Here is a 20,818-nt window from a genome sequence, read left to right as displayed (position 1 = left end):
CTCTCGCAGCAGACTTCGCAATCTACATCAACCAGATTACCCTGTCAATTGTTTTTTTCAAGGGGACGCCTCTTTCTTCTCAACTCCCCCTCCTGCGTCAGGGAGGTGTGTTTATAACAAATCGTCCCGTGAGGGTCAAGGCATTTTTGCATTATTGTTTTCCAATTCTGAAAAGTGGGCAAGTTGCCTCCCAAAACCGCAACATTCCCACCTTATAATATCAGTCTTTTTGGCTTTCTTTCAGGAGAAGTGCTTGTGCATAAACCTCGCTCCGTTGCAAACCGAGCTCCGCGACAACTCGGCGCACCGCATCCTTTAGCGAGAGAGATTCATCAAATAGATATTGTCTGAGAAGAGCTTGAGTCTGCGCGGCGTCTGGGATCTGCACCTCATCGCTACCGGGTGAAACCAATATGACGACTTCTCCCCGCACCTGTACCCGTCTAGCGACAAAGAGGTCGATAACCTCAGAAACTGCACCTCGAACGAATTCTTCATGCAGCTTGGTGAGTTCCCGCGCAACTACCACTGACCGATCACCCAGCAAATCTCTGATATCTCCGAGGGTTGCCATAAGCCTGACCGGTGCCTCGTACAGAACGACCACACGTTTTTCTTTTCTAAACGCGGAAATATACTCTCGGCGCTTTCCAGGTCGATTCGGCAGAAATCCAAGAAAGACAAACGAGTCCGTAGGCAACCCCGACGCTGAAAGTGCTGCAATTGCGGCACTTGGACCTGGAATGGGAACAACCACGATCCCTTCGTCTACGGCAGACCGCACCAGTTGATAACCAGGATCCGATATACACGGAGTCCCTGCATCGGTGACCAGTGCAACCGATAATCCGCCACGCAGCCGGTCCAGAATGTATCCGCCCTTAAAGATTTTGTTGTGGTCGAAATACGAGGTGAGAGGTTTAGATATGCCGTAGTGGGTTAACAGCTTGCGGGTATGTCGCGTATCTTCAGCCGCGATAAGATCGACTTCCCCAAGGATACGTACCGCCCGAAATGTCATATCCTCAAGGTTGCCAATGGGGGTGGCAACAATATACAAGACGCCAGGAGTACTCATTTCCCCCAGTCGCGTGAATAGCGAAAATCCCGATCAATGGTCCGGTTGGAAACTTTGGCAATAACGGGCAGGCGACGCTTGAAATGGGAATTCTGAATCTTTCGGTAAATCGTGTTGATAAAGCCCGCATCAAAACCGTTTGATACAAGCTCCTCGTGACTCATGCGCAAATCAACCATATGATAGAGGAGTTCATCTACTTCCCGATACGTAAACCCTAGCTCCTGCTCGTCAGTCTGGCCTGCCCAGAGATCAGCCGATGGCTGTTTTTCAATGATCTCGCGCGGAACCCCCATTTCCTCAGATAGTTGCCAGACCTGCGTTTTGTAAATATCCCCTATGGGGTTGAGAGCACTCGCCATATCTCCAAACAGGGTCCCATACCCCAGGAGAAGTTCAGTCTTGTTGCTGGTTCCGAGGACAAGTGCAGAAAGCGCTGCTGAATGGTCATACAGGATCGTCATCCGTTCGCGGGCCATCTTGTTGCCACGCCGCATATTGTCCGCATCGGGGTATCGTGAGAAGTAGGCCTCCACCATAGAAGTAATCTCGACAACCTGACAATGTATCCCCAGTTGTTCGGCAGCGACAAGTGCGTGGGCTTCGCTCTCCGGGCTGCTCGTCCGGTAAGGCATGACAAAGGCGTGAACGTTCCTAGCTCCAAGCGCCTCGGCAGCAAGGAAAGCCACCAGCGCGGAATCTATGCCACCGGAGAGCCCAAGAACGGCCTTTCGTACCCCAACCTTGTAAACTTCCTCACGGATGAAGCCAACGAGCAGCTGCCGCAGGAGTTTTGTATTCACCTTGAGGCCCATTACCTGCTCCTCTCCTTCTCTATGCGGCGGAGCTCATTCATGGTAATGGGGAGGCTCTCGTCTCGCATCATTGGAGAAAAGATCCGTTCCCGTCGAAGGGCTCCCTCGTCAAGAACACCCACAAGGTAATCTTCGTCGAAAATCTTCCCCCGAGCGACAACACTCCCCGAAGGGGAAACGATCTCGGAGCCACCCCAGAAGTTAACTCCATCCTCGTAGCCGACGCGGTTACAGTAAATGATGCGGCTGTTCAGAAACATCGCGGTAGTGGAAGTTAGTTTTTGCCACGCAACCGTGGAGCCGAGGCTCTCATCCTCGGATATGCCACGGCCGGGGCTACTCGAGAGACATATGAGCGTCGTGGCGCCATCCATGGCGAGAACATACGGGGCAGACAAATGCCACATGTCCTCGCAGATGAGCAACCCCATTCTGGCAAACTTCGTATCAAAGGCACGGAGGCTCTCGCCGCGGGCAAAATAGCGTTGTTCGTCGAACAGGCCGTAAGTAGGAAGATAAACCTTGCGATGCCTGTGCCGGATCTCTCCTTCGGAAAGGTAGAGAGCAGAATTGAAAAACCGGTAATCGGCCGAGGCTTCGACAAAACCGACCGCAATGTCTACATGGCGTGAAAGATCCAGCAGTCGGGCCAGATGGGGGGAATCGACGCGAAGCGCCACCTCGGGCACAAGATCCCTCAGGAAATAGCCGGACAGAGCAAGCTCTGGAAATACTACCAGACCGACCCCCTCGGAGATGCCACGTTCAACTGCGGAACAGATCATCTCACAATTCTCTGCAAGGCATCCAAGCTTTGGCTTTATTTGTGCGAGTGCAACGGTGAAATCCACAATCCCCCTCCGCAAAACTCCCGCTAAGGTAACACAGGGACTCCCCCTTTTCAACAGGGATACCTTCAGTAGTTCAACTCGAATGCGTTGACGAAATGTTCCACATACGGCTCGCCAGTTGGCTGGAATGTTATCGCAACAACATCGAAGCGGGCACCCGAATCAAGCCTTCGCCTCGACGCCAGCCAAGTGAGAGCCGCCTTTGATATCTGCCTTTGCTTGAAGGACGTGACGGCAAGCTGCGGAGGCCCATAAACCATGGTCCGTCTCGATTTGACTTCCACAAAAACGAGGGTCGTTCCGTCTTGTGCAACTATGTCGATCTCGCCACCCTTGCAGCGGAAGTTCCGTTCAAGAATCCGGTAACGGAGACCCTTGAGAAAAGAAACCGCCAAATCCTCGCCCATCGAACCAAGGACCCGCTTAGAGTCTTCCGTTCCGGGAGTCATACCCCCCCTCCCGTACATGTTCCCGGACTCCGCGGAAGGTCAAACGATGAATCGGACTTGGCCCCAGCAAGGCGACTGCAGCAAGGTGGTCTGCCGAGCCGTATCCCTTGTGCGCCGCAAAGCCGTAGCCCGGATATTGTCGATCGTAATCGACCATCATTCGGTCGCGGGTCACCTTGGCGACAATGGAGGCTGCGGCAACCGAAACGCTTGCACTGTCGCCTTTCTTGATGGTTCTTTGGGGAATATTCAGGGGGATCCTTGAGATGCCGTCGACAAGTAGATAGTCTGGGGGCATGGCCAGTTTCATTACCGCCTCCCTCATGGCAGCGAGCGTAGCCTGAAGTATATTGATCCGGTCGATGGCGCAATGATCGGAAATTCCGACACCGATTGCCAGAGCACGTTCGGCGATGAGGGCAAAAAGTTCATCCCGCTTCGACGCCGAGAGTTTTTTCGAATCATCAATCCCGGCCAAATCAGCATCTGCAGGAAGCAGAACGGCGGCCGCCACGACAGGGCCCGCCAAGGGACCACGACCCGCTTCATCGACACCCGCCACCGCCCGAAAGCCATGTCGTGCGGCAAGATTCTCAAATTGCCACAGATCGGGCTTTGCTTCACCTTCAAAGAGTGACAACGGCTCGTCCCTCCAGACCCCAAAAAGAAAGCCCCGCAAGGCGGGGCTTTGTGCTACTGAGCAGCAACATACTTTCTTTCGCGAATACGGGCGGCCTTTCCGCGGAGTTTCCGCAGATAATACAGCTTGGCCCGCCGGACATGGCCGCGGGTGATTACCTCAACGGCATCGAGAGATGGTGAATGAAGCGGGAAAACCCTTTCTACGCCGATGCCGTTGGATATCTTGCGGACGGTGAAAGATTCGCGGATCCCGCCGTTCTGGCGGCTGATCACCACCCCTTGAAAAGCCTGGATCCTGCTCTTGTCGCCTTCCACGATCTTCACATGCACCTTCACAGTGTCGCCAGGCTTGAACGCGGGAATATTCTTCTTCATCTGCTCCAGTTCAATCGCATCAATCTTGTTCATACTCGTGTATCCTCCCGTTATCTACAGAAACCTCTGCAGTTCTTTGTATCCTCATCCCTAAGCGCGCGAACTCAACTGCATGCCGAAGAGTCTGTCAAAAATTATTGCCGCAGCCGAACGCACAGACAGATGATTGTAATCGCCCGTCCCCCGAATCGGCTCAAGAATCAGATCGGCGCGCGACGCAATCTCTTCCGCCAACCCCCACCCCGTACCGAAGACTAGCAGGTAGGAATGCTCCCGCTCCTTGACCAGGCTAGACAGGCGACCACATGACACCGTCTCGGCGCTGGATCGAGCACCTGTCGTCACGAGCCGGGCCGGCGCACCTAAGACTGCCTCCAGATCCTCCAAAGCATCGTCGAGAGACGAAACGATGCTGACGAGATCAAGGGCAGTTTTCCGCTTCGGATTGTATCGCGCCCCCCATCCGTCCTGCCAATGTTTCACGATTCGCCCTGCCAGCGCCTGCTGGCCGGCAACAGGGGTTACGATATAGTAACGATACAGCCCGAAAGTCCGGGCAGCTCGGGCGATATCGTGGATATCGAGGTTGGTCACAGCGGTGGCGACTATCTGCCGGTTCTTGTCGTACACCGGGTAATGGACCAGTGCAACAGCCACATTGTCGAATGCGGACGCCCCCATGCTCACTGCGAGAACGCCCTTTTCAACTCCGCCAGATATTCCCGGTCGGCACGACCCAATGCCTGCCACGCCAAAAGATCCGGCCGCGTCTGTAGCGTTTTCTCCAATGACTTGCGCCTTCGCCAGCGGGAGATTTCAGCATGATTGCCGGAAAGGAGCACGTCAGGCACCCGTAACCCCCGGAATTCAGCAGGACGCGTATACTGTGGATACTCAAGCAGCCCATCGGCAAACGAATCAGACTCGGCAGAACCTGCCGACCCCAGGACCCCGGGGATGAACCGCGTTATGGCATCGATCATTGCCATGGCTGCCAGTTCCCCGCCAGTCATGACAAAATCGCCGATCGAGAGCTCATCATCGACAAAAAGCTCCCGCACCCGCTCATCAACACCCTCGTAACGGCCACAGATGAAGATCAACTCAGACTCGCGGCTCAGCTCACGTGCAATGTCGTGCCTGAACACCCGCCCCCGCGGTGTGGTCAGGACTACTCTTGCTGCGGGCCGATCCCGCTTCGCAGCCTCTATGCACGCCGCAAGAGGTTCGACCTTCATCACCATTCCGTCCCCTCCCCCGTAAGGAGCGTCATCCACGACGCGATGCCGATCAGTCGCGTAGTCGCGAATATTGTGGAGACGAATGTCAACATACCCATTTTCCACGGCCCGCCTGATGATGCTCTCGGTGAGAGGTCCGTCGAACATCGCCGGGAAGAGAGTCAATATATCAAATTTCATAGATCTAACAGCCCTTCCGGAGGACTGACTGTCAACGTTCCCGCCGCGAGGTCGATAGCGGTCACAATCTCTTCCACTGCCGGGATCAGGTATTCCCGCCCTGTCCCACGAACCACATAGACATCATTGCTGCCGGTGGAGATGATCTCTGCCACACTTCCGAGAAAGGTTCCGTCGACGCATGCCACTGAGAGACCGATCAGATCGCACCAATAATACTCACCCTCGGAAAGAGGCGGAAACTGGTCCCGGCGTGCATAGAGTTCACGGCCGACGAGATGAAGCACCTCGTTAATATTCGCAAATCGCTTCAGGGTCAGGAGCACCTTGTTCTGATGGGGCGAGGCCGCCGCCACCTCAAGTTCCTCAACCTGTCCGTCCGCTCCTTTGAGCAGTACCGTCTTAAGCGACAAAACGGTCTCATGCTCTCCGGAATAGGAGACCACTTTCAACTGCCCCCTGATCCCGTGGGTGGAGACAACCTTCCCAAGCAACAACACGTCATTACCTTGCAACATTACTCCACAATCTTCAGCACAGCCTTCTTGTTGTCCTTTGTCGAAACCGCATTCAGGAGGGTCCGGATTGCCTTGGCCGTCCGCCCCTCTTTCCCGATGATTCTTCCCATGTCCTCTTTCGCCACGGTCAGCTTGATGACCGTCGTGTCCTCTTCCATCTCCTCGGTTGCCCTTACTTGGTTCGGGTCGTCAACAAGCGCCTTTGCGATGGTCTCTACGAGTGCTCTCATGTCGGTAACCTCTGTAATGGAAATGGCCGGCGGACCGGGAAACAGGTGTCAGTTACGCGGACTTTGCGACGAATTTCTCCCAGAGGCCGGCTTTCTTGAGGATCTGCTTGACGGTGTCGGTCGGCTGAGCACCCTTGCCGAGCCAGTCAAGAGCCTTGGTTTCTTCGAATTTCACGGCTGCCGGACTTTGATTCGGGTCATAGGTCCCGACATTTTCAATGAACCGGCCATCACGCCTGCTGCGGACATCGGCAACGACGATCTGGTAAAAGGGCTTTTTCTTCGCCCCGGCACGGGCCAAACGCATTTTGATAGCCATCTCTTCCTCCTGGTGTTCTCACGGCCTTGGGCCGCACAGCTTTTAGTTTAAGTATATCAGAAAGGGAACATCCCTTTCCCCATCCCCTTCATTCCCCGCATGAGACCTTTAGGCCCGAGCTTCTGCAACTGCTTCATGACTTTCTGGGCCTCAGTGAAGCGCTTCAGAAGCTGGTTGACCTCCTGCACCGTGGTACCGCTCCCCTTTGCAATCCGCAGCCTTCTGCTGCCGTTAATGATTGCATGGTTGGCGCGCTCTGCCGGCGTCATGGAATCGATAATTGCCTCGATCCTCCTCAATTCCCGCTCGCTCGGCTGCGCCCCCTGCATCTGCTTCATCATCTTGCCGACGCCGGGAATCATTCCGAGAATCGACTCAAGCGATCCCATCTTCTTGATCTGCTGAAGCTGGGTGCGAAAATCCTCCAGATCGAACTGGCTTTTCTTGAGCTTTTGCTGAAGCCGCTCAGCTTCTTTCTCGTCGAATGTTGCCTGGGCTTTCTCGACCAGGCTCAGGATGTCGCCCATCCCGAGAATGCGGGAAACGAGCCGGTCAGGGTGAAAAACCTCCAGAGCATCGAGCTTCTCCCCGAGACCGACAAACTTCACCGGTTTACCGGTTACAGCCCGTATCGAAAGGGCGGCCCCCCCCTTGGCATCACCGTCGAGCTTGGTAAGGATGACCCCCGTAAGCTCCAGCCGATCGTTGAAACCGGAGGCGACATTCACCGCCTCCTGGCCGGTCATGGCGTCGGCAACGAAGAGAATCTCCCGCGGCTCCACGGAATCCTTAATCCGGACCAGCTCCCCCATCAAGAACTCGTCGATCTGATGGCGCCCGGCGGTATCAAGAATCACGGTGTCGAAGCCATTGAGCGAGGCGTATCGGATCGCCTCCCGGCAGATATCGACCGGATCCTGACTGGCCTGGGAATCAAAGGTTTCTATTGCGAGCTGGCGCCCCAGCGTCTTCAACTGCTCGATTGCCGCGGGCCGATACACATCCGCGGGAACCAGAAGGGGGCGCCGGCGCTGTGCCCGGAGAAGGCGCGCAAGCTTTCCGCATGTCGTGGTCTTTCCCGCGCCCTGGAGTCCAACCATCATAATGGCGACCGGCGGCTTGGCCGCAAGATCGAGACTGTTATCCTCGCCCCCTCCCATGAGAGTGACGAGTTCTTCCTGCACGATCTTGATGACCTGCTGCCCCGGCGCGAGACTCTGAAGGACCTGCCCCCCAACAGCGCGCTCACGAACCCGCTCGACAAAATCCTTGACAACCCTGAAGCTTACATCTGCCTCAAGAAGAACAAGCCGCACCTCGCGGAGCGCCTCCTTGATGTTCTCCTCGGTCATAACCCCCTGACCCCGGAGCTTCTTGAAGAGTATGTCAAGCTTATCGGAAAGGTTGTCGAACATCTGAACTCTTATGCAGTTACGCCCTGTTAGCCGGCCGATCCGCTAATTGCGCTTTGCGCGCACTTGTCCACGGAGAAAGAGGTTAACTATAGACTGCTGCCACCAAACCTGTCAAGACAAAAACTGAATATGCCATCGACACATAGGGCCGTCAGAGCTTCAGCACAGGCTGTCCCCCAAGAAGACTCTCGGCAATGGTAAACATATTGGTGACGGCGCCAGCCTTCAGCTTGTCCTTGCGGTTGTAAAAATCAAGGCAGACCCCGCACGACAGGACCTCGACCCCCCGGTTGCCGAGCTTGTCGAGCGCTTCCAGCACTTCCGAGCCGTCCGTCGTCAGCAAGACGCCGCTATTGACGAACAGCATACGGTCCGGAACGGCAACCAGGTCGAGGAGCGTGACGATAAAGTTCTTCATGAGGAGCCTCCCCAGCTCTTCGGACCCCTCACCCAGGCGGTCGGAGGTGACGAGTACAACCGTCCCGCCGCCGGCCCCACGGCCAGCCGCCTCTCCTTCCCCTGCCGCGGAGCCGCCAAGAACGAACGCTACCCCTTCGGCCAGCGGGGATTCCTCGACAGCATACCCTCTCCCAAGCGCAAAACGTCGAACATTCTCCCGAGGCGGGCCATCGTCGAGCAAGACCCTCACCGGTTCACCGCCCGATGACTCCAACGCGCGCTTGACCGTCACCACCGGCAGCGGGCACGCCATGTTCCTGCAATCGATAGTCTTCATTCCTTCTCCCGTCACAATCACGCCTGAGCAGAACCGTCGCCAAGCCCGTCACACCGGCGATACGATTCCCCCTCGCGAACAAAGATCTCTTCGGGCACAAGCCCCGACGCCGACAAAACCCCCTCGACCGTCTGCCGGTCCGCCGCAGCGTAACGGATGGCGAGGCCGCAGTCGGCCCGGAGCGCCCGGGGTGCCGGGATCAGCAGAATCGGGAGCGAACGCTCCTTCAGAACCTTTTCGGCTTTCATCACCCGGTGGATTGAATTGAATATAGCTACGAAATCGCCATCTCTAACCATCTCGTGTCCTTCCGAAACGAGTCTCCAATTGTACACGCCGCTCACTTCTTTTCAAGGAACATGCAGATTGACAACGAGCCACCCATCACGTAACATGCCGAAAGAGGTGAATAATGCACTCGTTTTTGATGCTCCTCGGCCTGATCTTCCTTGCCTTCGCCATCAACCTCCCGTTCGGATACCTGCGGCAGGGCTATGAGAAGTTCACGTTCGGCTGGTACTTTTACGTCCACATCTCAATCCCGATTATCATCTATCTCCGCGTAAAGTCGGGGTACAGTTGGAAATTCATTCCCCTCACCCTTGGCGGAGCCTTTGCCGGCCAACTCGTCGGGGGACTGATCCATCGTCGGCGCAAAAGCAATGGGTGAGAAACGTCCGCGCATGCCCCGTCCCCGCCCGGTGGCCGATCTCCTGGCCGACGCCCTGCACGGCAAACCGGCAGAAAAGCGGCTGAGAGAGGGGCGGATCTGGCTCAACTGGCATGGGGCAGTGGGACCCCAGATTGCGGGCCATGCCCAACCGATCTCATTCCGAGACGGGGTTCTGACCGTCGCCGTTGCCAGCGCACCCTGGATGCAGGAACTGAACTTCCTCAAGCGGACCATTGCGGAGCGGCTGAACGTTCTCATCGGCGAACCGCTTGTTCAGGAGATCTATCTCAAAACGGGGAAAGTCGACCCGCCCCGACCGCCGGAGCCTCCCCCCCCCCTCCCCCTGCGGGAGCTAATCCCCGCCGAGCGTGACCGAGTCGCCGCAGAGGCCGCTGCCATCGAAGATCCGGAGCTCCGCGCGGCATTTGCCCGGCTCATGAGCCGACACCTTGCCCTTACCCCGCGCCGATGACATCCCACGAACCGCTACCGCTCCCTATCACTCTCCCAGGACCGCTACGACTTCGGCAGTATACGTAAAATCATCCCCCCTGACAATGAGCGGCGGCAACACCCGAAGCTCACCCTTGCGCCCTTTGACGAACTCCACCAGCACCATCCGCGCCTCTGCATCCCGCGTTCCGTGAACAAGCCTCAGTCGCAGGGGGGTCAGCTTGAGGCCGGCAGCCTCGGCGAAAAGGTCCGGAAGCCGGCCCGGATGGTAGATGAAACAGATGCGGCCCGTTGGTTTCACGAGGTATTTGGCGGCGGCCAGAAAGTCGGCAAGGGTCGCCGTCGATTCGTGACGGGCCTCGTCGCGTCCTGCCTTGGGGCTTACCCGCCCGGTACCCCGCTTCCGGTACGGCGGATTGGAGAGGACGAGATCAAACGATGAGACGGGGAAACGTTTTCTCAACCCGACAATATCTTCGTGCACGATCCCGATCCGTTCCGAAAGCCCGTTCAGCGCCACGTTGCGCTCCGCCAGCTCCGCCATCCCCTTCTGCACCTCGACACCGACGAAGGTTGCCTGCGCGTCCTGGCGGGCGAGGACGAGAGGAATGATGCCGCTCCCCGTTCCGAGATCGATCACCCGCTCCGCCCTGCCGCCACCGGCAAAGGCACAGAGAAGCAGAGGATCAAGCGAGAATCGGTAGCCGTGGCGCTGCTGGATGATCCGCAGGTCATGGGCCCTCAGCTCGTCGACGGTCTCCTCATTCCTCATTCCTCATTCCTCGCCCTTGAGCGCAGGGCCTCCCTGCCGAGCATCAGGGCAAAGAAGGCAAAGGATGCCAGGGTCAGATACTTACCGACCTTGAAGGGGAGCGGATCGAAGACGAACTCGAACCGGTGCCGTCCGGGAGAAAGGCATATTCCCCGCAGGACGTAATCCACCCGCCGGATCCCGACCGGAGCCCCGTCGACCGTGGCGCGCCACCCCTTGTGGAACTTCTCCCCGAGAACGAGCATGGCATTGGCGGCAACCTCCGCCTCCCCCGTGATCCGGTCCCCCCCGTAGGAGGCAATCTTCACCGTTCCCGCCGACGGCGCGGCGGTGGTGGTCGGCGGGGCGAGGGGCAACGGAAGAGGCTCCTCCACAAGGGCGAGCCGTGTCGGGTTGAAGGCCGGATTCTGGATGATGCCGAGGGCCTGACGGGGCTCAACGAGTAGCGCCTGGGGGGCCAGCCACCCCTTGGGGAGAACCTCCGTGTTTTCGAGCACGATCTGCGTTCCGTCCGGCGAGGTGAACACCGGCCGGAACCTGGGAGGAATCGACGGCCGCTCCTGCTGGTACTGCGCCGCGCCGTACACGAGATAGCGTACATTCATCATGTCCGGCATGGCCGAAGCGAAATTGAACCCGTCGAGGAAATCCTGCCACCGTTGCACCTGTACCGGGTTCGAGGTGAACATGACCGGAATGCCGTGGCTCACGTACTGCATCGGATCGCTCCCGTCCATCGGCAGGACGCGGTACTCCTTCGACTTCCGGGAAAGGTAGTCGATGGCCGGGGTGATTACTCCCTTGACGCTTTGCGGAGGATCCTGGAGCAGCATGAACTTGGCATCCACCCGCCCCACGTCGGCCAGAAAAAGCGCCGCAAGGACGAACGGCACGGCCTTGCTCGACAGCCACTGCCGGGCAGCGGCCCCGATCACCCCGGCGTAGGCGACCGCGAAGAAGGCGGCGAAACCGAGTTCCTTCTCGATGGTATGCCAGCGCTGCATGACCAACTGCCCACCTTCCTCGAACCGGGTCGGCTGGGCGATCTGCGGCATGAGGAGGTTAATCCAGAAATTCCTGCCGAGAACCGAGCACCCAAGCGCCGCAAGCAACAGGGGGGCCAGGGAGAATACTCCCAGAAGGTAGCGCTGGAAACCGCGCCGGCCGCGGATCTCGCGATCAAGGAGGAGGTCGAGTCCCCGGGCGGCAAGAATCGCCATCCCGAGCACAGGGATGAACATCATCATCTTGGGGACCCGGAAGTGGTTGATTCCCGGGAAGTGCTCATAGAGAAACCAGTAAAACGGCGTGTACTTGCCGAAGGAAAAGAGAATCCCCCCCACCACGGCCGCCACCGCAAGCCAGGTATAGCGGTCGCGGCGGAAGATGAGCGGCAGGGGGGCGAGAAGCCACGGCAGAAGCCCGAGGTAGTCCGTGGTCTGGGTAAAGACCATCCGCCCCCAGTAGTAGGCGCCGTTGGCCGGGTTGTCGTAGGCCCCCTCCTGCCGCGAAAGCCCGAAAAAACCTGGGACGACGAACGTCACCAGTTCCTCCGGCGGCAGCGACCACGACATCGCCTCCTCCACCTGCATTCCCCCCTGTCCCTGGTTCGCGCCGCTCTGGACGCCGCGGGTCGTCTCCCTGGACCAGTCGGCCAGGGGGATGAGAGAGATGGCAACCGTGGAGAGGAAGAAGAACATCGTCACCAGGTTCAGCCCCATCAGGCGTGTTGCGGCCCTCCCCCGCCCCTCCCGTTCCCGGAACAGGATCCCCGCCGTCCGAAGCACGCCGTACGCGCCAATCCCGAGACAGGTATAGAAGGCGATCTGCCAGTGCATGTTGAAGAACTGGAAGGCGAGGACAAAACCGGTGGCAAGGAACCAGATCACCCGTCGCGCCTGGAATCCCCGCTCGAAGAGGTAAAATGCCCACGGGGCGAAGCTGATGGTGGCGATCTTCTGCACATGGCCGGCATTGATGAGGGAGGCGATCTCCGGCGCAAGGGCGAAGATCACCCCACCGAGAAACGCCGCCCAGCGTCCCGCGCCGATCGCCCGGCAGCAGAAGTAGGTCCCCGCCCCCCCGACGAAAAGATGAAAGACGATGAACCACGCCACGTTGGCGGGGGCCGGAATGAGCCAGAAGAGCAGGCTCCGGTAATAGAGGAACTGCATCGAGAGGGTCCCTCCCCCTTCGGTCCCTCCGCCGTTCGTATACATGTCCCAACTTGCCTGCAGCTGGGTCCGGAACAGGTCCAGGAAACCCATCTCCTTGAAATGCTTCACCGTCCAGTAGAACTCGTTGGTGATGTCCGGGGCCCGGATGACCTTGTCAGTGAAGAGGATCTTGGTAAAAAAGAGGATCAGAAGCGCCAGCAGCGCCCCGAGGTATGCGAGGTCCTTTTTCCGTTCTGTCATCTCGTGAAGGTACCTTTCCCGATTTGTGCAGAGTAAAATCCGTTGAGCCGCACCGCGGCGTCCCGCCAGGCGAAGCGAGTCATGACCCGCTCTCTTCCCGCTGCGCCGATTCTTTTCCGAAGATCGGGGGTGGCAATGAGTTCCGCGGCCCGCAACGCCATCTCCCGCCAGTCGTCAGGATTGCAGAGCACCCCCGATTCACCGGAGACGACATACTCGGCGATCTCCCCCACCCGGTCGGCCACCACCGGCACCCCGGCGCGCATCAGCTCCGTCAGCTTGGCGGGGCACTTGGTCCGGTTCACCAGGGTATCGGCGAAGGGATAGAGGGCCAGGTCGCCGGCGGCAAGCCAGTCGGGAAGTTCATTCGGCTCCACCCACCCGGCAACGGTGAGAGAATCGGCAAAGCCGTTTTTCTCCGCCACCGCCGCAAGGAGCTCCTCCTCCCGATGCCGCCCCTTCCCCACCACGAGGAAGCGTACACCGGGAACCCTCCGGGCAAGCTCCGCAAAGACCGTGTGCAGCTTCACCTGATCAAACTCGAAGAAACGAGTGTAGAGGAGGAGCACCGGCGCCCCGGCCGGGATGCCGACCTTTCGCCGGACCGCCTCCCCGTCCCCAGCCGGCACATCCACCACGCAGTTCGGGAGGTAGAGTAACCGCTCCGGCGGCACCCCCATCTCCCGAACGAGGGTTTCGAGCATCCGGCTTGCCACGGTCACCCCCGCGGCCCGACGGGGGAGCCACTGCTCCTGAAACCGGTAGACACGGCGCTCGAGGAAGGAGTAATCATGGAGGGTCTCCATCCCCCCACGCCCCTCCCAGTCGTCCGTATCGACGAACAGGGGGATTCCCCTCCGAAGGAGAGAATGAAGCATGGCCGCAAGGCCTCCGTACCCCTTCGGCTTGAAGAGATGGACAAGATCGGGGCGCTCGTCGCACGCTGCCCGGAACATCCGCCACGCCATCGCCGGTGCCCCGAGCGCCCTGCCACCGCCGGCGAGCCTCACGTTGCGGACCGTGACGCCGCGCACCATCTCGATTTTCCCCGAGTCCTCCGGATTCGTATAGGGAGGAGCGACGATCACTACCTCGTGGCCAAGCGCTTGCAATTCCGCCGCCAGCGGAACCATCCGGGCAAGCACCGTTCCTTTGGGACGGATGCCGAAAGGTGCAAGGAAGACAATCTTCATCGCAACTCACCCTTCATATCTGCCGAACCTTCCCTGACGGAAATCGCGCCATCCCCGCCACATCATCCGAAGCTTCGCCCCCTTCTCCTCTTCGAAAAGAACGATGCTAGCGATCTCCTTTGACAGCCGCACTAGATCGAAAAGACAGTGGCCGGGGAAATCCCGAAGGTATTCCCGAAAAACCCAGAATCGGTTCCGCGTCTTGTAATAGCGGCGCAGCGGCGAATGGTTGGTGGCAATGAAGGGACCGTACTTGCGAATGTCACCGACATTGTGCGTAAGATGCGCCTGATTGGCCCGGATCACCCGGAAGCCATGCCGCCTGAGCCGCAGGCAGTACTCGTTATCGACGAAATCGATGAAGAAATCATCCCGGAAAGGTCCCACCCCCCGGTACGCGGCGAGACTGAGGAGACAGCCCGAGGTCATGGGGGTCATCACCTCGCTGCACGGTTCTCCCCCCACCGGGGGCTTCGATGCCCTCGTCACGTGAAAAGGGGAGATGAGCCCTACCTCCTCCCACTTCAAACCGGAGAGGCATTCCAGCATCTTCCCGACCATGTCGGGTGCGGCAGTGCTGTCCTGGTCCATGGTGAGGAGGAAGCTGCAGCTGAGTTCAGCGGCTTTTTCGGCGCCGATGTTCAAGCCCCTCGCCACTCCCCAATTGGCATGGTTCTGCAAGTAGACAATTCCTCTGCCTGCCATGTTTTCTGCCATGCCAAGCGGCGCCTCGTCCGTGTTATCGACGGCAATTACACAATCCACCTGACCGGCATAAGACGCAATGGTATCGAAAATATCGTCTCCCGGGTGATAGAGAACGACAACGGCCGCAGTACGCGGGAATAGGGCAGATGGTTTCTTCGGCTTCATGTTTTCAGCGCCTGTTCAGGCAGTCTTGCGTAATACGAAGATCACCTCGAAATCACCATTTCTGAAGAAAAGCTCCGTTTCGAAATTGAGCCGAAGCTGTCGTTTCAGCGCGAGAATGATTTCGAGTATCTCATCTTGGGTCCACGCATGGAAATGCATGGTAGTATCGTCGAAAGCCTCGGACAATTGCTTGACTTGTCGTTCCGCCTCCGCACTGTCCTTTACCTCGAGAACTTTAGTGACCCACTCCTCCGCATGTTCACGCATCGACCACTCCGGTCCATCCGCGTAATCCTTGAGGAGATGGTCAATTTGGGTTGTTTGCCGGTTCACATCGAATGTGAAACGTTTGTCCGGAAGCGAAACAAACAGAATCCCACCAGGGCGAAGAACGCGGAACATCTGTTCCAGTGTTTTAAGAGAATTCTTGCAATGCTCAATGAAATGGTTCGCTATGACGAAATCCAGTGATGCGTCGCATACCGTATCCAGGGTCTCACCGTCGGCAACTATGTCTACAGGAACGAGTTTGCGAGTTCTCAGTTCAGGATAATGTTCCTTGAGATAGGAAGTGGGCCATTTATCAACATATCTTACCCTGGCGTGCTTCGGCACGATCAGCGGATTATGGAGAGCACCGATCTCGATCCCTTCCCCCCGCAGATATTTGTCTGCAACCACGTGCCTGATGACCGCAAGCATGCTTCGATGCCGGAACGCGACATAGGAGGCGTAAAGCCTAATCCACCATCTTTTGAGCGCTATGTACATGAAAGTTCCTTGTGTGTGCAGTGGAGACTATCCACCCTTGAGCAGGCAGTTCTCCAGAGCGGCATTCGCATTTTCCCAGGTAAACTGCCGAATGGCTTCATACCCGCTTTGGGCCAGCCGGGCACGAAGGTCTTGGGCAGTCACCAGCCGCATAATATTGGCGGCGAGTGCCTCCGGCTCGCCAGGGGGCGAAAGGAGTGCTGTCTTTTCATGATCGGCATAGGCCCTCACGCCGCCATTGTCGGTGGAAACAAGCGCCGCCCCGCAGGCCATCGCCTCGGAACCCGGCAACCCCCACCCCTCATAGAGAGAAGGAACCACAAAGATGGTGGTCCGATTATACAAATCGGCCAACTCACTGTCGGTTGGCCTCTCATAATAGTTAACCCAGGCAGGAAGATAATCGGGGCGGGGACCGCCGAACGACCAGACCTCAAAAGGGAAATTGAAGTGCGATCTCGCAAGTTCCAGCGCCTTGACCGCGTCTCTCGTCCCTTTGAACCACTCGGGCCGAGTGGGAAACCCTACCAGACATCGGGTCGGTGCATCAATAGCGGCCTTCAGGCCCAATACCCCTAAATCGAGCCCGTTTGGCACTTGGCAGGCCACCATCCCCCCATGAGATTCGACCATCTGGCGACAGGCGGGAGAAATTACTATGTTCTTGAGGCCGGCGTTATAGGTGGCCGCCATCCGAGTGCGCAAATCGGGACCAGCCTCCATATAGCGCTCGTAGTCCTGCACAAAATAAAATTTTCGTCCTTTGACCTGCGGATAGTCACGAACCCACTCGGCCGTTTGCCAGGATGTCGCAACGACCGCATCTCCAGCCGAAATCCATTGGGGCGCAAGACTCGGCACCCAGCCCATGGCGACTCGTTCGTCTATTCTGAACCAACGGTCGGGCCGCCAGTGCAAGACTCCCACCGTGTTCAGAAAGTAACTGGCAACGCCACGTGCCCGCAGCCTGAAGTTGCCTTTTTCTACAAACGCTGCATGGACCACAGAAACGGCATGTCCTCGATCAACGAACCTGTTGGCGTGCTCGTACACGACCTTGACCCCACCTGAGGGAAAAGGAGAGCTGCCCGGGAGGAGAAACGTGACCTTCATGACGCACTCCGCGGCCGCAGAAGTGGCGCCATTCCTTTCCGCTTCAGGAAAAAATCCCGCATGCCGCGAATGGCCCAGAGCGCAGAAGAGAACTTACCTTTCTTTATGGGGACAAGAACATTGGCGTAAACATCAAACAGAACCGTACGGAACAACGTGCCAGGATAGTTCTTGGCCACGAAGTAAAGAAGGTTGCGTGCAAGATAGTATCTCATGAAGGGTGATCCAGCGCCGCCGATGCTTGATGAGACCTTGTGCAGCACCACCGATTGGGGCGCGTAGAACAGCTTCCAGCCCGCCCGCCTCGCGCGGGCACACCAATCAGAATCCTCGAAATAGAGGAATAGTCCTTCATCCAGCAGACCAATCTCTTCCACAACCTGCCGCCGGACGAGAAGACTGCAACCAGTGACATAGCCGGTTTGTTCTGGCACATCGTACTGACCCCGATCCTCTTCTCCAAGACCCCGGTGTCCGGAGCGGTAAGGCTTTTCTGTGTCGAGCACCGCACCTGCGTACCAGAGGAGATGCGGCTTTTCAAAGAAGGGGATTTTACTCCCCACCATGCCAACCAGTTCGTTTTCTTCCGCCACACATACCAAAGCAGTAAGAGCGTTTGGGTCGACAATCGCGTCATTATTCAGCAACCATATGTAATCGGCACCATGTTCCAACGCGTAACGGATTCCGACGTTGTTGCCCCCAGCAAAACCGAGGTTCATTCCTGTCAGGATCAATTCGAGGTCGGGAAAGCGCCGACGCAGTTTTTCTACAGAGTCGTCGGTCGAACCGTTATCGACAACGAGGAGACGCACCTCGGGATACGCCAGTCGCCGGCAGGATTCGACACATTCGACTGTATCCTTCCAATTGTTCCAATTTACGACAATGATGTAGACTGAGGTTGTCAAACCGGATCTCACTTGTCGCCGGCCCCAAAGTCCAGGATAAATATTTGCCGATAACACTCCCCAGTATTCAAGAAGCGTCGGATAAGGCAGAAAAATGGGGACAGCCATAGATATAACTTTGCCGGTCGGCCCTTTATCCACAGACGCATGAAGAAACCACGCACCCTAAGATTCACATTGGGGACGACTCTGATTGTTGTCTTTCTGCCCGTTCGCTCTGACGCCGTACGCAAACAGCGCTCGAGCTCTTTCTCTGTCGGCAGTCCGTTCTCCACATGTTCCGCCAGGAACCGATCCCGCTCCCCCTTTTCGCTCAGATACAGTGCGTCCAGTACTCTGTCCTGAGCCTCTGCACCCGAACCGCAAGGAACCGCAAGAAACACCTTCCTGACAGCGACCCGGACCAGTTCTGAGACAACCCCGCATCGCTCCTCTGCAGAAACATGTTCGAGCATGTCCACCGAAATTACGTAATCGAAAGAGTCGTCGGGAAAGGGGAGACTCGTTCCCGACAGACAGACCGGCTCCAGATTCTCGGCCACCTGACCGTTGAAGGCAACATCCACCCCGGTTATTCTAAACGGGATGTACGGGGTTATCCCTTTGATGCCGGAGCCAACTTCAAGGATTCGCGGCATATTTGAAGCATCTGCAAGGATTTCGTCTGAAATGGGGAGGTATCGCAACGCCTCATCGGCATTCTCAATCCCAGCGCGGCCGCTGAAAAACGTTTTCTCGAGCCACTTGAGCACTCCCGCTTTCAACTTGGTCAGCATATTTAAAAATCCTCAGTGGTCTGAGTAGATGAAATCAATCCCTGGAGAGAGTATTCCGGTATTCATCAATGATGGCGCTCTTGTACCCGTTATACAGGTCGGAAACCGAAGCATCGCGGTACTCGTAGAGTTCCCAAAGCTTTATGTAGGAAACCATCCGGTACGTCCCCATCAACAGGCTCACAAAAAGGCCCCTGATGCCGTCCCGGTATCCCTTCATCCCGACGTAACGGGTGAGAAATTCTCCAATAAAACCTTTGAGCAACTTCGTACGGGAGAATGTCACGCCTTTGGCAAAGTATGCACTGGCCTCGATTGAGGTGTAACGGTTGAGCTTCGCTATGAACTGCTCCGCGTCACGGTAGGCAAAGTGTTGCACTGCGTAACGTTCTTCGGCGGGGAGAGTAATGGTGCGTGCGTCGTCCCGCAGACGTTGGTAGGCATGGATCTTCTCACTGAACGACATGACCTCTTTCTTGAAAAAACGACAGTGGTAGTCGGGCCACCAGCCCGTGTGGCGATTCCTTTTACCGAAAAGGTAATTCATGAATGGCATGAACACTGCGTCGGCTTCATCGGTTCGGCAGACCTCCTTAAGCCGCTCAGCCAGAGTTCTCGGTATCAACTCATCGGCATCGACCAGCAGTATCCATTCGCACTGCGCCCGTTCCACGGCAAATTTACGGGCGGCATCGAACGCGAGGATCCTGTCGTGGTTAAAAACCCTGTCGGTGTATTGTTGTGCAATCTGAACGGTCCTGTCTTCACTTTCCATATCGACGACGACAATCTCGTCGCACCATTTGACTGATTCGAGACAATACGCAATATTTGTCTCTTCATTCCTGGTATTTATAACTGCCGCTATCTTTGCCATGACACTTCTCGTTTTCCCAATATGTGGCCGGTCATTTCCACGGTCATGACCGGCTATTCTGTCACCGAGCAATTCCGTGTGCCACAGCGGGAACATCGGCGGATGCGGTTGCGCCGAACTTCCTTTTCAGCGCGAGGAAGGGCCGTTCGACACATCGGTACGAAACCTCCGTCATTACCAGAGCAATGCCGGCAGAAAGCAAGGTTCTCCCAATGCCGTGGTGCTCGATCTTGAGGAGCATATTGATGGTGTAATGCCAGAGGTAAAGACCATAAGACCTTTTTCCGAACCACACGAAAACCGGGGAAGAAAGAACTGCCTGCGTTCTGGGCGCCCACGTCGATACAGCGGATACGACGAGCGCCATGGAAAAGATCGCAACAAGGAGTATCCCATAGAAATACGTGAACGGATCATACACATGACCCAAACCCAGCGAACACATTATGCCCCCCCAACCAATGGCAGGAAGGAGTATCCGGCAGAGCTTGGGGGGCAATGACCAATTGGGACGAAAGTGCAACACGATCGCCAGAATGCACCCATACAGAAGGGTATCCATTCTCGTATCGAACCCATTGTAAAGGCGATCAACCGAGGCGATGGGCAGAAGTACAACCCGCTCCAATGTCGAGCCAGCTGCCAGGAAAAGTGTAACCGCAAAAAGGCCTTTCGGCCCAAGCTTTCGAACGGAACGATACATTATGAAGGGCCACACGAGGTAAAATTGTTCCTCGATCGAAAGCGACCACGTGTGTCCCATTTCCATCGGATGACCGAAATCGAGGGCTCTGGCCCAGTTGGCCATGTAGAAAAATACAATCAAGATATCAAGATAGTGACGCGCAGGATTTACAGCAACAAAGGTGGCAAGGAGGCCATACAGCAGCAGCATGAAACAAAGGGCCGGAAAGAGCCGGAGGATACGACGCAGATAGAAATCGCGGAAGTTGATGTTGCTGGTCGTACGGAGTTCCTGGAGCAGTATGGACGTTATCAGGTAGCCGCTGACCACAAAGAAGATATCGACCCCGAAGAAACCTCCGGGAATCCAGGGTAGTCCCCAATGAAAGAAGCATACCGTCAGAATGGCGATGCCACGAAGGCCATCGAGAGCTCTTGAATACTTCATAAAATCCC

27 protein-coding genes are annotated in these 20,818 nt (G+C 57.0%); 3 read left to right on the top strand and 24 right to left on the bottom strand.

Going from position 1 to position 20,818, the window contains the following annotated elements; all coding sequences use genetic code 11:
• On the top strand, positions 1-218 hold a 218-nt coding region (locus M6689_RS03595; protein WP_298267928.1), incomplete at its 5' end, for a hypothetical protein.
• A gap of 2 nt (positions 219-220) precedes the next feature.
• Here M6689_RS03595 and rsmI read toward each other — a convergent pair.
• The 14 genes from rsmI to M6689_RS03525 form a co-directional block, all read right to left on the bottom strand.
• Complete coding sequence (rsmI, locus tag M6689_RS03590) at positions 221-1,078, bottom strand: 16S rRNA (cytidine(1402)-2'-O)-methyltransferase (protein ID WP_298267925.1); 858 nt, start codon at positions 1,076-1,078, stop codon at positions 221-223.
• Positions 1,075-1,893 carry an NAD+ synthase gene (locus tag M6689_RS03585; protein WP_298267922.1) on the bottom strand — a complete coding sequence of 273 codons (819 nt, stop codon included), beginning with the start codon at positions 1,891-1,893 and terminating at the stop codon, positions 1,075-1,077. Before M6689_RS03585 ends, rsmI begins: the two co-directional genes overlap by 4 nt.
• Positions 1,893-2,744, bottom strand: a complete 852-nt coding sequence (locus M6689_RS03580; protein ID WP_298267919.1) for a nitrilase-related carbon-nitrogen hydrolase — start codon at positions 2,742-2,744, stop codon at positions 1,893-1,895. Before M6689_RS03580 ends, M6689_RS03585 begins: the two co-directional genes overlap by 1 nt.
• Before the next feature lie 65 nt (positions 2,745-2,809).
• Entirely contained in the window at positions 2,810-3,193 is a 384-nt protein-coding gene (locus tag M6689_RS03575; RefSeq protein WP_298267916.1) for a YraN family protein, read from the bottom strand.
• Positions 3,168-3,833, bottom strand: a complete 666-nt coding sequence (locus M6689_RS03570) for a ribonuclease HII (protein WP_298267913.1) — start codon at positions 3,831-3,833, stop codon at positions 3,168-3,170. The genes M6689_RS03575 and M6689_RS03570 overlap by 26 nt, the downstream gene beginning before the upstream one ends.
• Before the next feature lie 53 nt (positions 3,834-3,886).
• Complete coding sequence (gene rplS, locus M6689_RS03565) at positions 3,887-4,243, bottom strand: 50S ribosomal protein L19 (protein WP_298267910.1); 357 nt, start codon at positions 4,241-4,243, stop codon at positions 3,887-3,889.
• A 57-nt stretch (positions 4,244-4,300) separates the two neighbouring features.
• A complete protein-coding gene (locus M6689_RS03560; RefSeq protein ID WP_298267908.1) occupies positions 4,301-4,891 on the bottom strand; it encodes an RNA methyltransferase in 591 nt (196 codons plus the stop codon).
• Positions 4,892-4,893: 2 nt separating this feature from the next.
• On the bottom strand, positions 4,894-5,631 hold the full coding sequence (trmD, locus tag M6689_RS03555; RefSeq protein WP_298267904.1) for a tRNA (guanosine(37)-N1)-methyltransferase TrmD: 738 nt from the start codon (positions 5,629-5,631) through the stop codon (positions 4,894-4,896).
• Complete coding sequence (rimM, locus tag M6689_RS03550; RefSeq protein WP_298267902.1) at positions 5,628-6,149, bottom strand: ribosome maturation factor RimM; 522 nt, start codon at positions 6,147-6,149, stop codon at positions 5,628-5,630. The genes trmD and rimM overlap by 4 nt, the downstream gene beginning before the upstream one ends.
• A complete protein-coding gene (locus M6689_RS03545; protein ID WP_039743944.1) occupies positions 6,149-6,379 on the bottom strand; it encodes a KH domain-containing protein in 231 nt (76 codons plus the stop codon). The genes rimM and M6689_RS03545 overlap by 1 nt, the downstream gene beginning before the upstream one ends.
• 52 nt (positions 6,380-6,431) lie before the next feature.
• Positions 6,432-6,698, bottom strand: coding sequence for a 30S ribosomal protein S16 (gene rpsP, locus M6689_RS03540; protein ID WP_298267897.1), 267 nt, complete (start codon positions 6,696-6,698; stop codon positions 6,432-6,434).
• A gap of 56 nt (positions 6,699-6,754) precedes the next feature.
• Positions 6,755-8,113 (bottom strand): signal recognition particle protein, encoded by a 1,359-nt coding sequence (gene ffh, locus M6689_RS03535; protein WP_298267894.1) that lies wholly within the window; start codon positions 8,111-8,113, stop codon positions 6,755-6,757.
• A 151-nt stretch (positions 8,114-8,264) separates the two neighbouring features.
• On the bottom strand, positions 8,265-8,849 hold the full coding sequence (gene yedF / locus M6689_RS03530) for a sulfurtransferase-like selenium metabolism protein YedF (protein WP_298267892.1): 585 nt from the start codon (positions 8,847-8,849) through the stop codon (positions 8,265-8,267).
• 17 nt (positions 8,850-8,866) lie between these two features.
• Positions 8,867-9,148: a DUF3343 domain-containing protein gene (locus M6689_RS03525; RefSeq protein WP_298267890.1), complete on the bottom strand. Its 282-nt coding sequence runs from the start codon at positions 9,146-9,148 to the stop codon at positions 8,867-8,869.
• A 113-nt stretch (positions 9,149-9,261) separates the two neighbouring features.
• Here M6689_RS03525 and M6689_RS03520 point away from each other — a divergent pair, with 113 nt between their 5' ends.
• Both M6689_RS03520 and M6689_RS03515 read left to right on the top strand, forming a co-directional pair.
• On the top strand, positions 9,262-9,519 hold the full coding sequence (locus M6689_RS03520; RefSeq protein ID WP_298267887.1) for a hypothetical protein: 258 nt from the start codon (positions 9,262-9,264) through the stop codon (positions 9,517-9,519).
• 13 nt (positions 9,520-9,532) lie between these two features.
• The gene (locus tag M6689_RS03515; RefSeq protein ID WP_298267885.1) at positions 9,533-9,994 is read left to right on the top strand and encodes a DUF721 domain-containing protein; all 462 of its coding nucleotides are present in this window, start codon (positions 9,533-9,535) and stop codon (positions 9,992-9,994) included.
• A gap of 27 nt (positions 9,995-10,021) precedes the next feature.
• Here the strand turns inward: M6689_RS03515 and M6689_RS03510 are convergent, their stop codons facing one another.
• The 10 genes from M6689_RS03510 to M6689_RS03465 all read right to left on the bottom strand — a co-directional run bounded on the left by M6689_RS03510 (position 10,022) and on the right by M6689_RS03465 (position 20,810).
• Positions 10,022-10,747, bottom strand: a complete 726-nt coding sequence (locus tag M6689_RS03510) for a tRNA1(Val) (adenine(37)-N6)-methyltransferase (RefSeq protein ID WP_298267882.1) — start codon at positions 10,745-10,747, stop codon at positions 10,022-10,024.
• Positions 10,744-13,164, bottom strand: a complete 2,421-nt coding sequence (locus M6689_RS03505) for a hypothetical protein (RefSeq protein ID WP_298267879.1) — start codon at positions 13,162-13,164, stop codon at positions 10,744-10,746. The genes M6689_RS03510 and M6689_RS03505 overlap by 4 nt, the downstream gene beginning before the upstream one ends.
• Positions 13,161-14,357 carry a glycosyltransferase family 4 protein gene (locus tag M6689_RS03500; RefSeq protein ID WP_298267876.1) on the bottom strand — a complete coding sequence of 399 codons (1,197 nt, stop codon included), beginning with the start codon at positions 14,355-14,357 and terminating at the stop codon, positions 13,161-13,163. Before M6689_RS03500 ends, M6689_RS03505 begins: the two co-directional genes overlap by 4 nt.
• 6 nt (positions 14,358-14,363) lie before the next feature.
• Positions 14,364-15,230: a glycosyltransferase family 2 protein gene (locus M6689_RS03495; protein ID WP_298267873.1), complete on the bottom strand. Its 867-nt coding sequence runs from the start codon at positions 15,228-15,230 to the stop codon at positions 14,364-14,366.
• Between the two features lie 15 nt (positions 15,231-15,245).
• The gene (locus tag M6689_RS03490) at positions 15,246-16,001 is read right to left on the bottom strand and encodes a methyltransferase domain-containing protein (RefSeq protein WP_298267870.1); all 756 of its coding nucleotides are present in this window, start codon (positions 15,999-16,001) and stop codon (positions 15,246-15,248) included.
• 27 nt (positions 16,002-16,028) lie between these two features.
• Positions 16,029-17,114 carry a glycosyltransferase family 4 protein gene (locus M6689_RS03485; RefSeq protein WP_298267867.1) on the bottom strand — a complete coding sequence of 362 codons (1,086 nt, stop codon included), beginning with the start codon at positions 17,112-17,114 and terminating at the stop codon, positions 16,029-16,031.
• The gene (locus tag M6689_RS03480) at positions 17,111-18,025 is read right to left on the bottom strand and encodes a glycosyltransferase family 2 protein (protein ID WP_298267865.1); all 915 of its coding nucleotides are present in this window, start codon (positions 18,023-18,025) and stop codon (positions 17,111-17,113) included. Before M6689_RS03480 ends, M6689_RS03485 begins: the two co-directional genes overlap by 4 nt.
• An 8-nt stretch (positions 18,026-18,033) precedes the next feature.
• A complete protein-coding gene (locus tag M6689_RS03475; protein ID WP_298267863.1) occupies positions 18,034-18,801 on the bottom strand; it encodes a class I SAM-dependent methyltransferase in 768 nt (255 codons plus the stop codon).
• Between the two features lie 34 nt (positions 18,802-18,835).
• Entirely contained in the window at positions 18,836-19,678 is an 843-nt protein-coding gene (locus M6689_RS03470) for a glycosyltransferase family 2 protein (RefSeq protein ID WP_298267861.1), read from the bottom strand.
• A 61-nt stretch (positions 19,679-19,739) separates the two neighbouring features.
• Positions 19,740-20,810 (bottom strand): acyltransferase, encoded by a 1,071-nt coding sequence (locus tag M6689_RS03465; RefSeq protein WP_298267859.1) that lies wholly within the window; start codon positions 20,808-20,810, stop codon positions 19,740-19,742.
• Between the last annotated feature and the right edge of the window lie 8 nt (positions 20,811-20,818).

Origin of the sequence: Geobacter sp. (genome assembly GCF_027327745.1) — a bacterium.
In the GTDB taxonomy this organism is placed as follows: domain Bacteria; phylum Desulfobacterota; class Desulfuromonadia; order Geobacterales; family Geobacteraceae; genus Geobacter.
The sequence above is the reverse complement of the archived record's forward strand: the minus strand, read 5'-3'. Positions and strand labels throughout refer to the sequence as shown.

Excerpts from the sequence above, each read along its gene's own strand:
- M6689_RS03575 (WP_298267916.1), bottom strand. The coding sequence starts at position 3,193 with ATGACTCCCGGAACGGAAGACTCTAAGCGGGTCCTTGGTTCGATGGGC.
- M6689_RS03515 (WP_298267885.1), top strand. The coding sequence starts at position 9,533 with ATGCCCCGTCCCCGCCCGGTGGCCGATCTCCTGGCCGACGCCCTGCAC.
- M6689_RS03465 (WP_298267859.1), bottom strand. The coding sequence starts at position 20,810 with ATGAAGTATTCAAGAGCTCTCGATGGCCTTCGTGGCATCGCCATTCTG.
- trmD (WP_298267904.1), bottom strand. The coding sequence starts at position 5,631 with ATGAAATTTGATATATTGACTCTCTTCCCGGCGATGTTCGACGGACCT.
- M6689_RS03510 (WP_298267882.1), bottom strand. The coding sequence starts at position 10,747 with ATGAGGAATGAGGAGACCGTCGACGAGCTGAGGGCCCATGACCTGCGG.
- rpsP (WP_298267897.1), bottom strand. The coding sequence starts at position 6,698 with ATGGCTATCAAAATGCGTTTGGCCCGTGCCGGGGCGAAGAAAAAGCCC.
- rsmI (WP_298267925.1), bottom strand. The coding sequence starts at position 1,078 with ATGAGTACTCCTGGCGTCTTGTATATTGTTGCCACCCCCATTGGCAAC.
- M6689_RS03520 (WP_298267887.1), top strand. The coding sequence starts at position 9,262 with ATGCACTCGTTTTTGATGCTCCTCGGCCTGATCTTCCTTGCCTTCGCC.
- rplS (WP_298267910.1), bottom strand. The coding sequence starts at position 4,243 with ATGAACAAGATTGATGCGATTGAACTGGAGCAGATGAAGAAGAATATT.
- M6689_RS03525 (WP_298267890.1), bottom strand. The coding sequence starts at position 9,148 with ATGGTTAGAGATGGCGATTTCGTAGCTATATTCAATTCAATCCACCGG.
- ffh (WP_298267894.1), bottom strand. The coding sequence starts at position 8,113 with ATGTTCGACAACCTTTCCGATAAGCTTGACATACTCTTCAAGAAGCTC.
- M6689_RS03470 (WP_298267861.1), bottom strand. The coding sequence starts at position 19,678 with ATGGCAAAGATAGCGGCAGTTATAAATACCAGGAATGAAGAGACAAAT.
- M6689_RS03505 (WP_298267879.1), bottom strand. The coding sequence starts at position 13,164 with ATGACAGAACGGAAAAAGGACCTCGCATACCTCGGGGCGCTGCTGGCG.
- M6689_RS03475 (WP_298267863.1), bottom strand. The coding sequence starts at position 18,801 with ATGCTGACCAAGTTGAAAGCGGGAGTGCTCAAGTGGCTCGAGAAAACG.
- rimM (WP_298267902.1), bottom strand. The coding sequence starts at position 6,149 with ATGTTGCAAGGTAATGACGTGTTGTTGCTTGGGAAGGTTGTCTCCACC.
- M6689_RS03545 (WP_039743944.1), bottom strand. The coding sequence starts at position 6,379 with ATGAGAGCACTCGTAGAGACCATCGCAAAGGCGCTTGTTGACGACCCG.
- M6689_RS03500 (WP_298267876.1), bottom strand. The coding sequence starts at position 14,357 with ATGAAGATTGTCTTCCTTGCACCTTTCGGCATCCGTCCCAAAGGAACG.
- M6689_RS03485 (WP_298267867.1), bottom strand. The coding sequence starts at position 17,114 with ATGAAGGTCACGTTTCTCCTCCCGGGCAGCTCTCCTTTTCCCTCAGGT.
- yedF (WP_298267892.1), bottom strand. The coding sequence starts at position 8,849 with ATGAAGACTATCGATTGCAGGAACATGGCGTGCCCGCTGCCGGTGGTG.
- M6689_RS03585 (WP_298267922.1), bottom strand. The coding sequence starts at position 1,893 with ATGGGCCTCAAGGTGAATACAAAACTCCTGCGGCAGCTGCTCGTTGGC.
- M6689_RS03560 (WP_298267908.1), bottom strand. The coding sequence starts at position 4,891 with ATGGGGGCGTCCGCATTCGACAATGTGGCTGTTGCACTGGTCCATTAC.
- M6689_RS03490 (WP_298267870.1), bottom strand. The coding sequence starts at position 16,001 with ATGTACATAGCGCTCAAAAGATGGTGGATTAGGCTTTACGCCTCCTAT.
- M6689_RS03495 (WP_298267873.1), bottom strand. The coding sequence starts at position 15,230 with ATGAAGCCGAAGAAACCATCTGCCCTATTCCCGCGTACTGCGGCCGTT.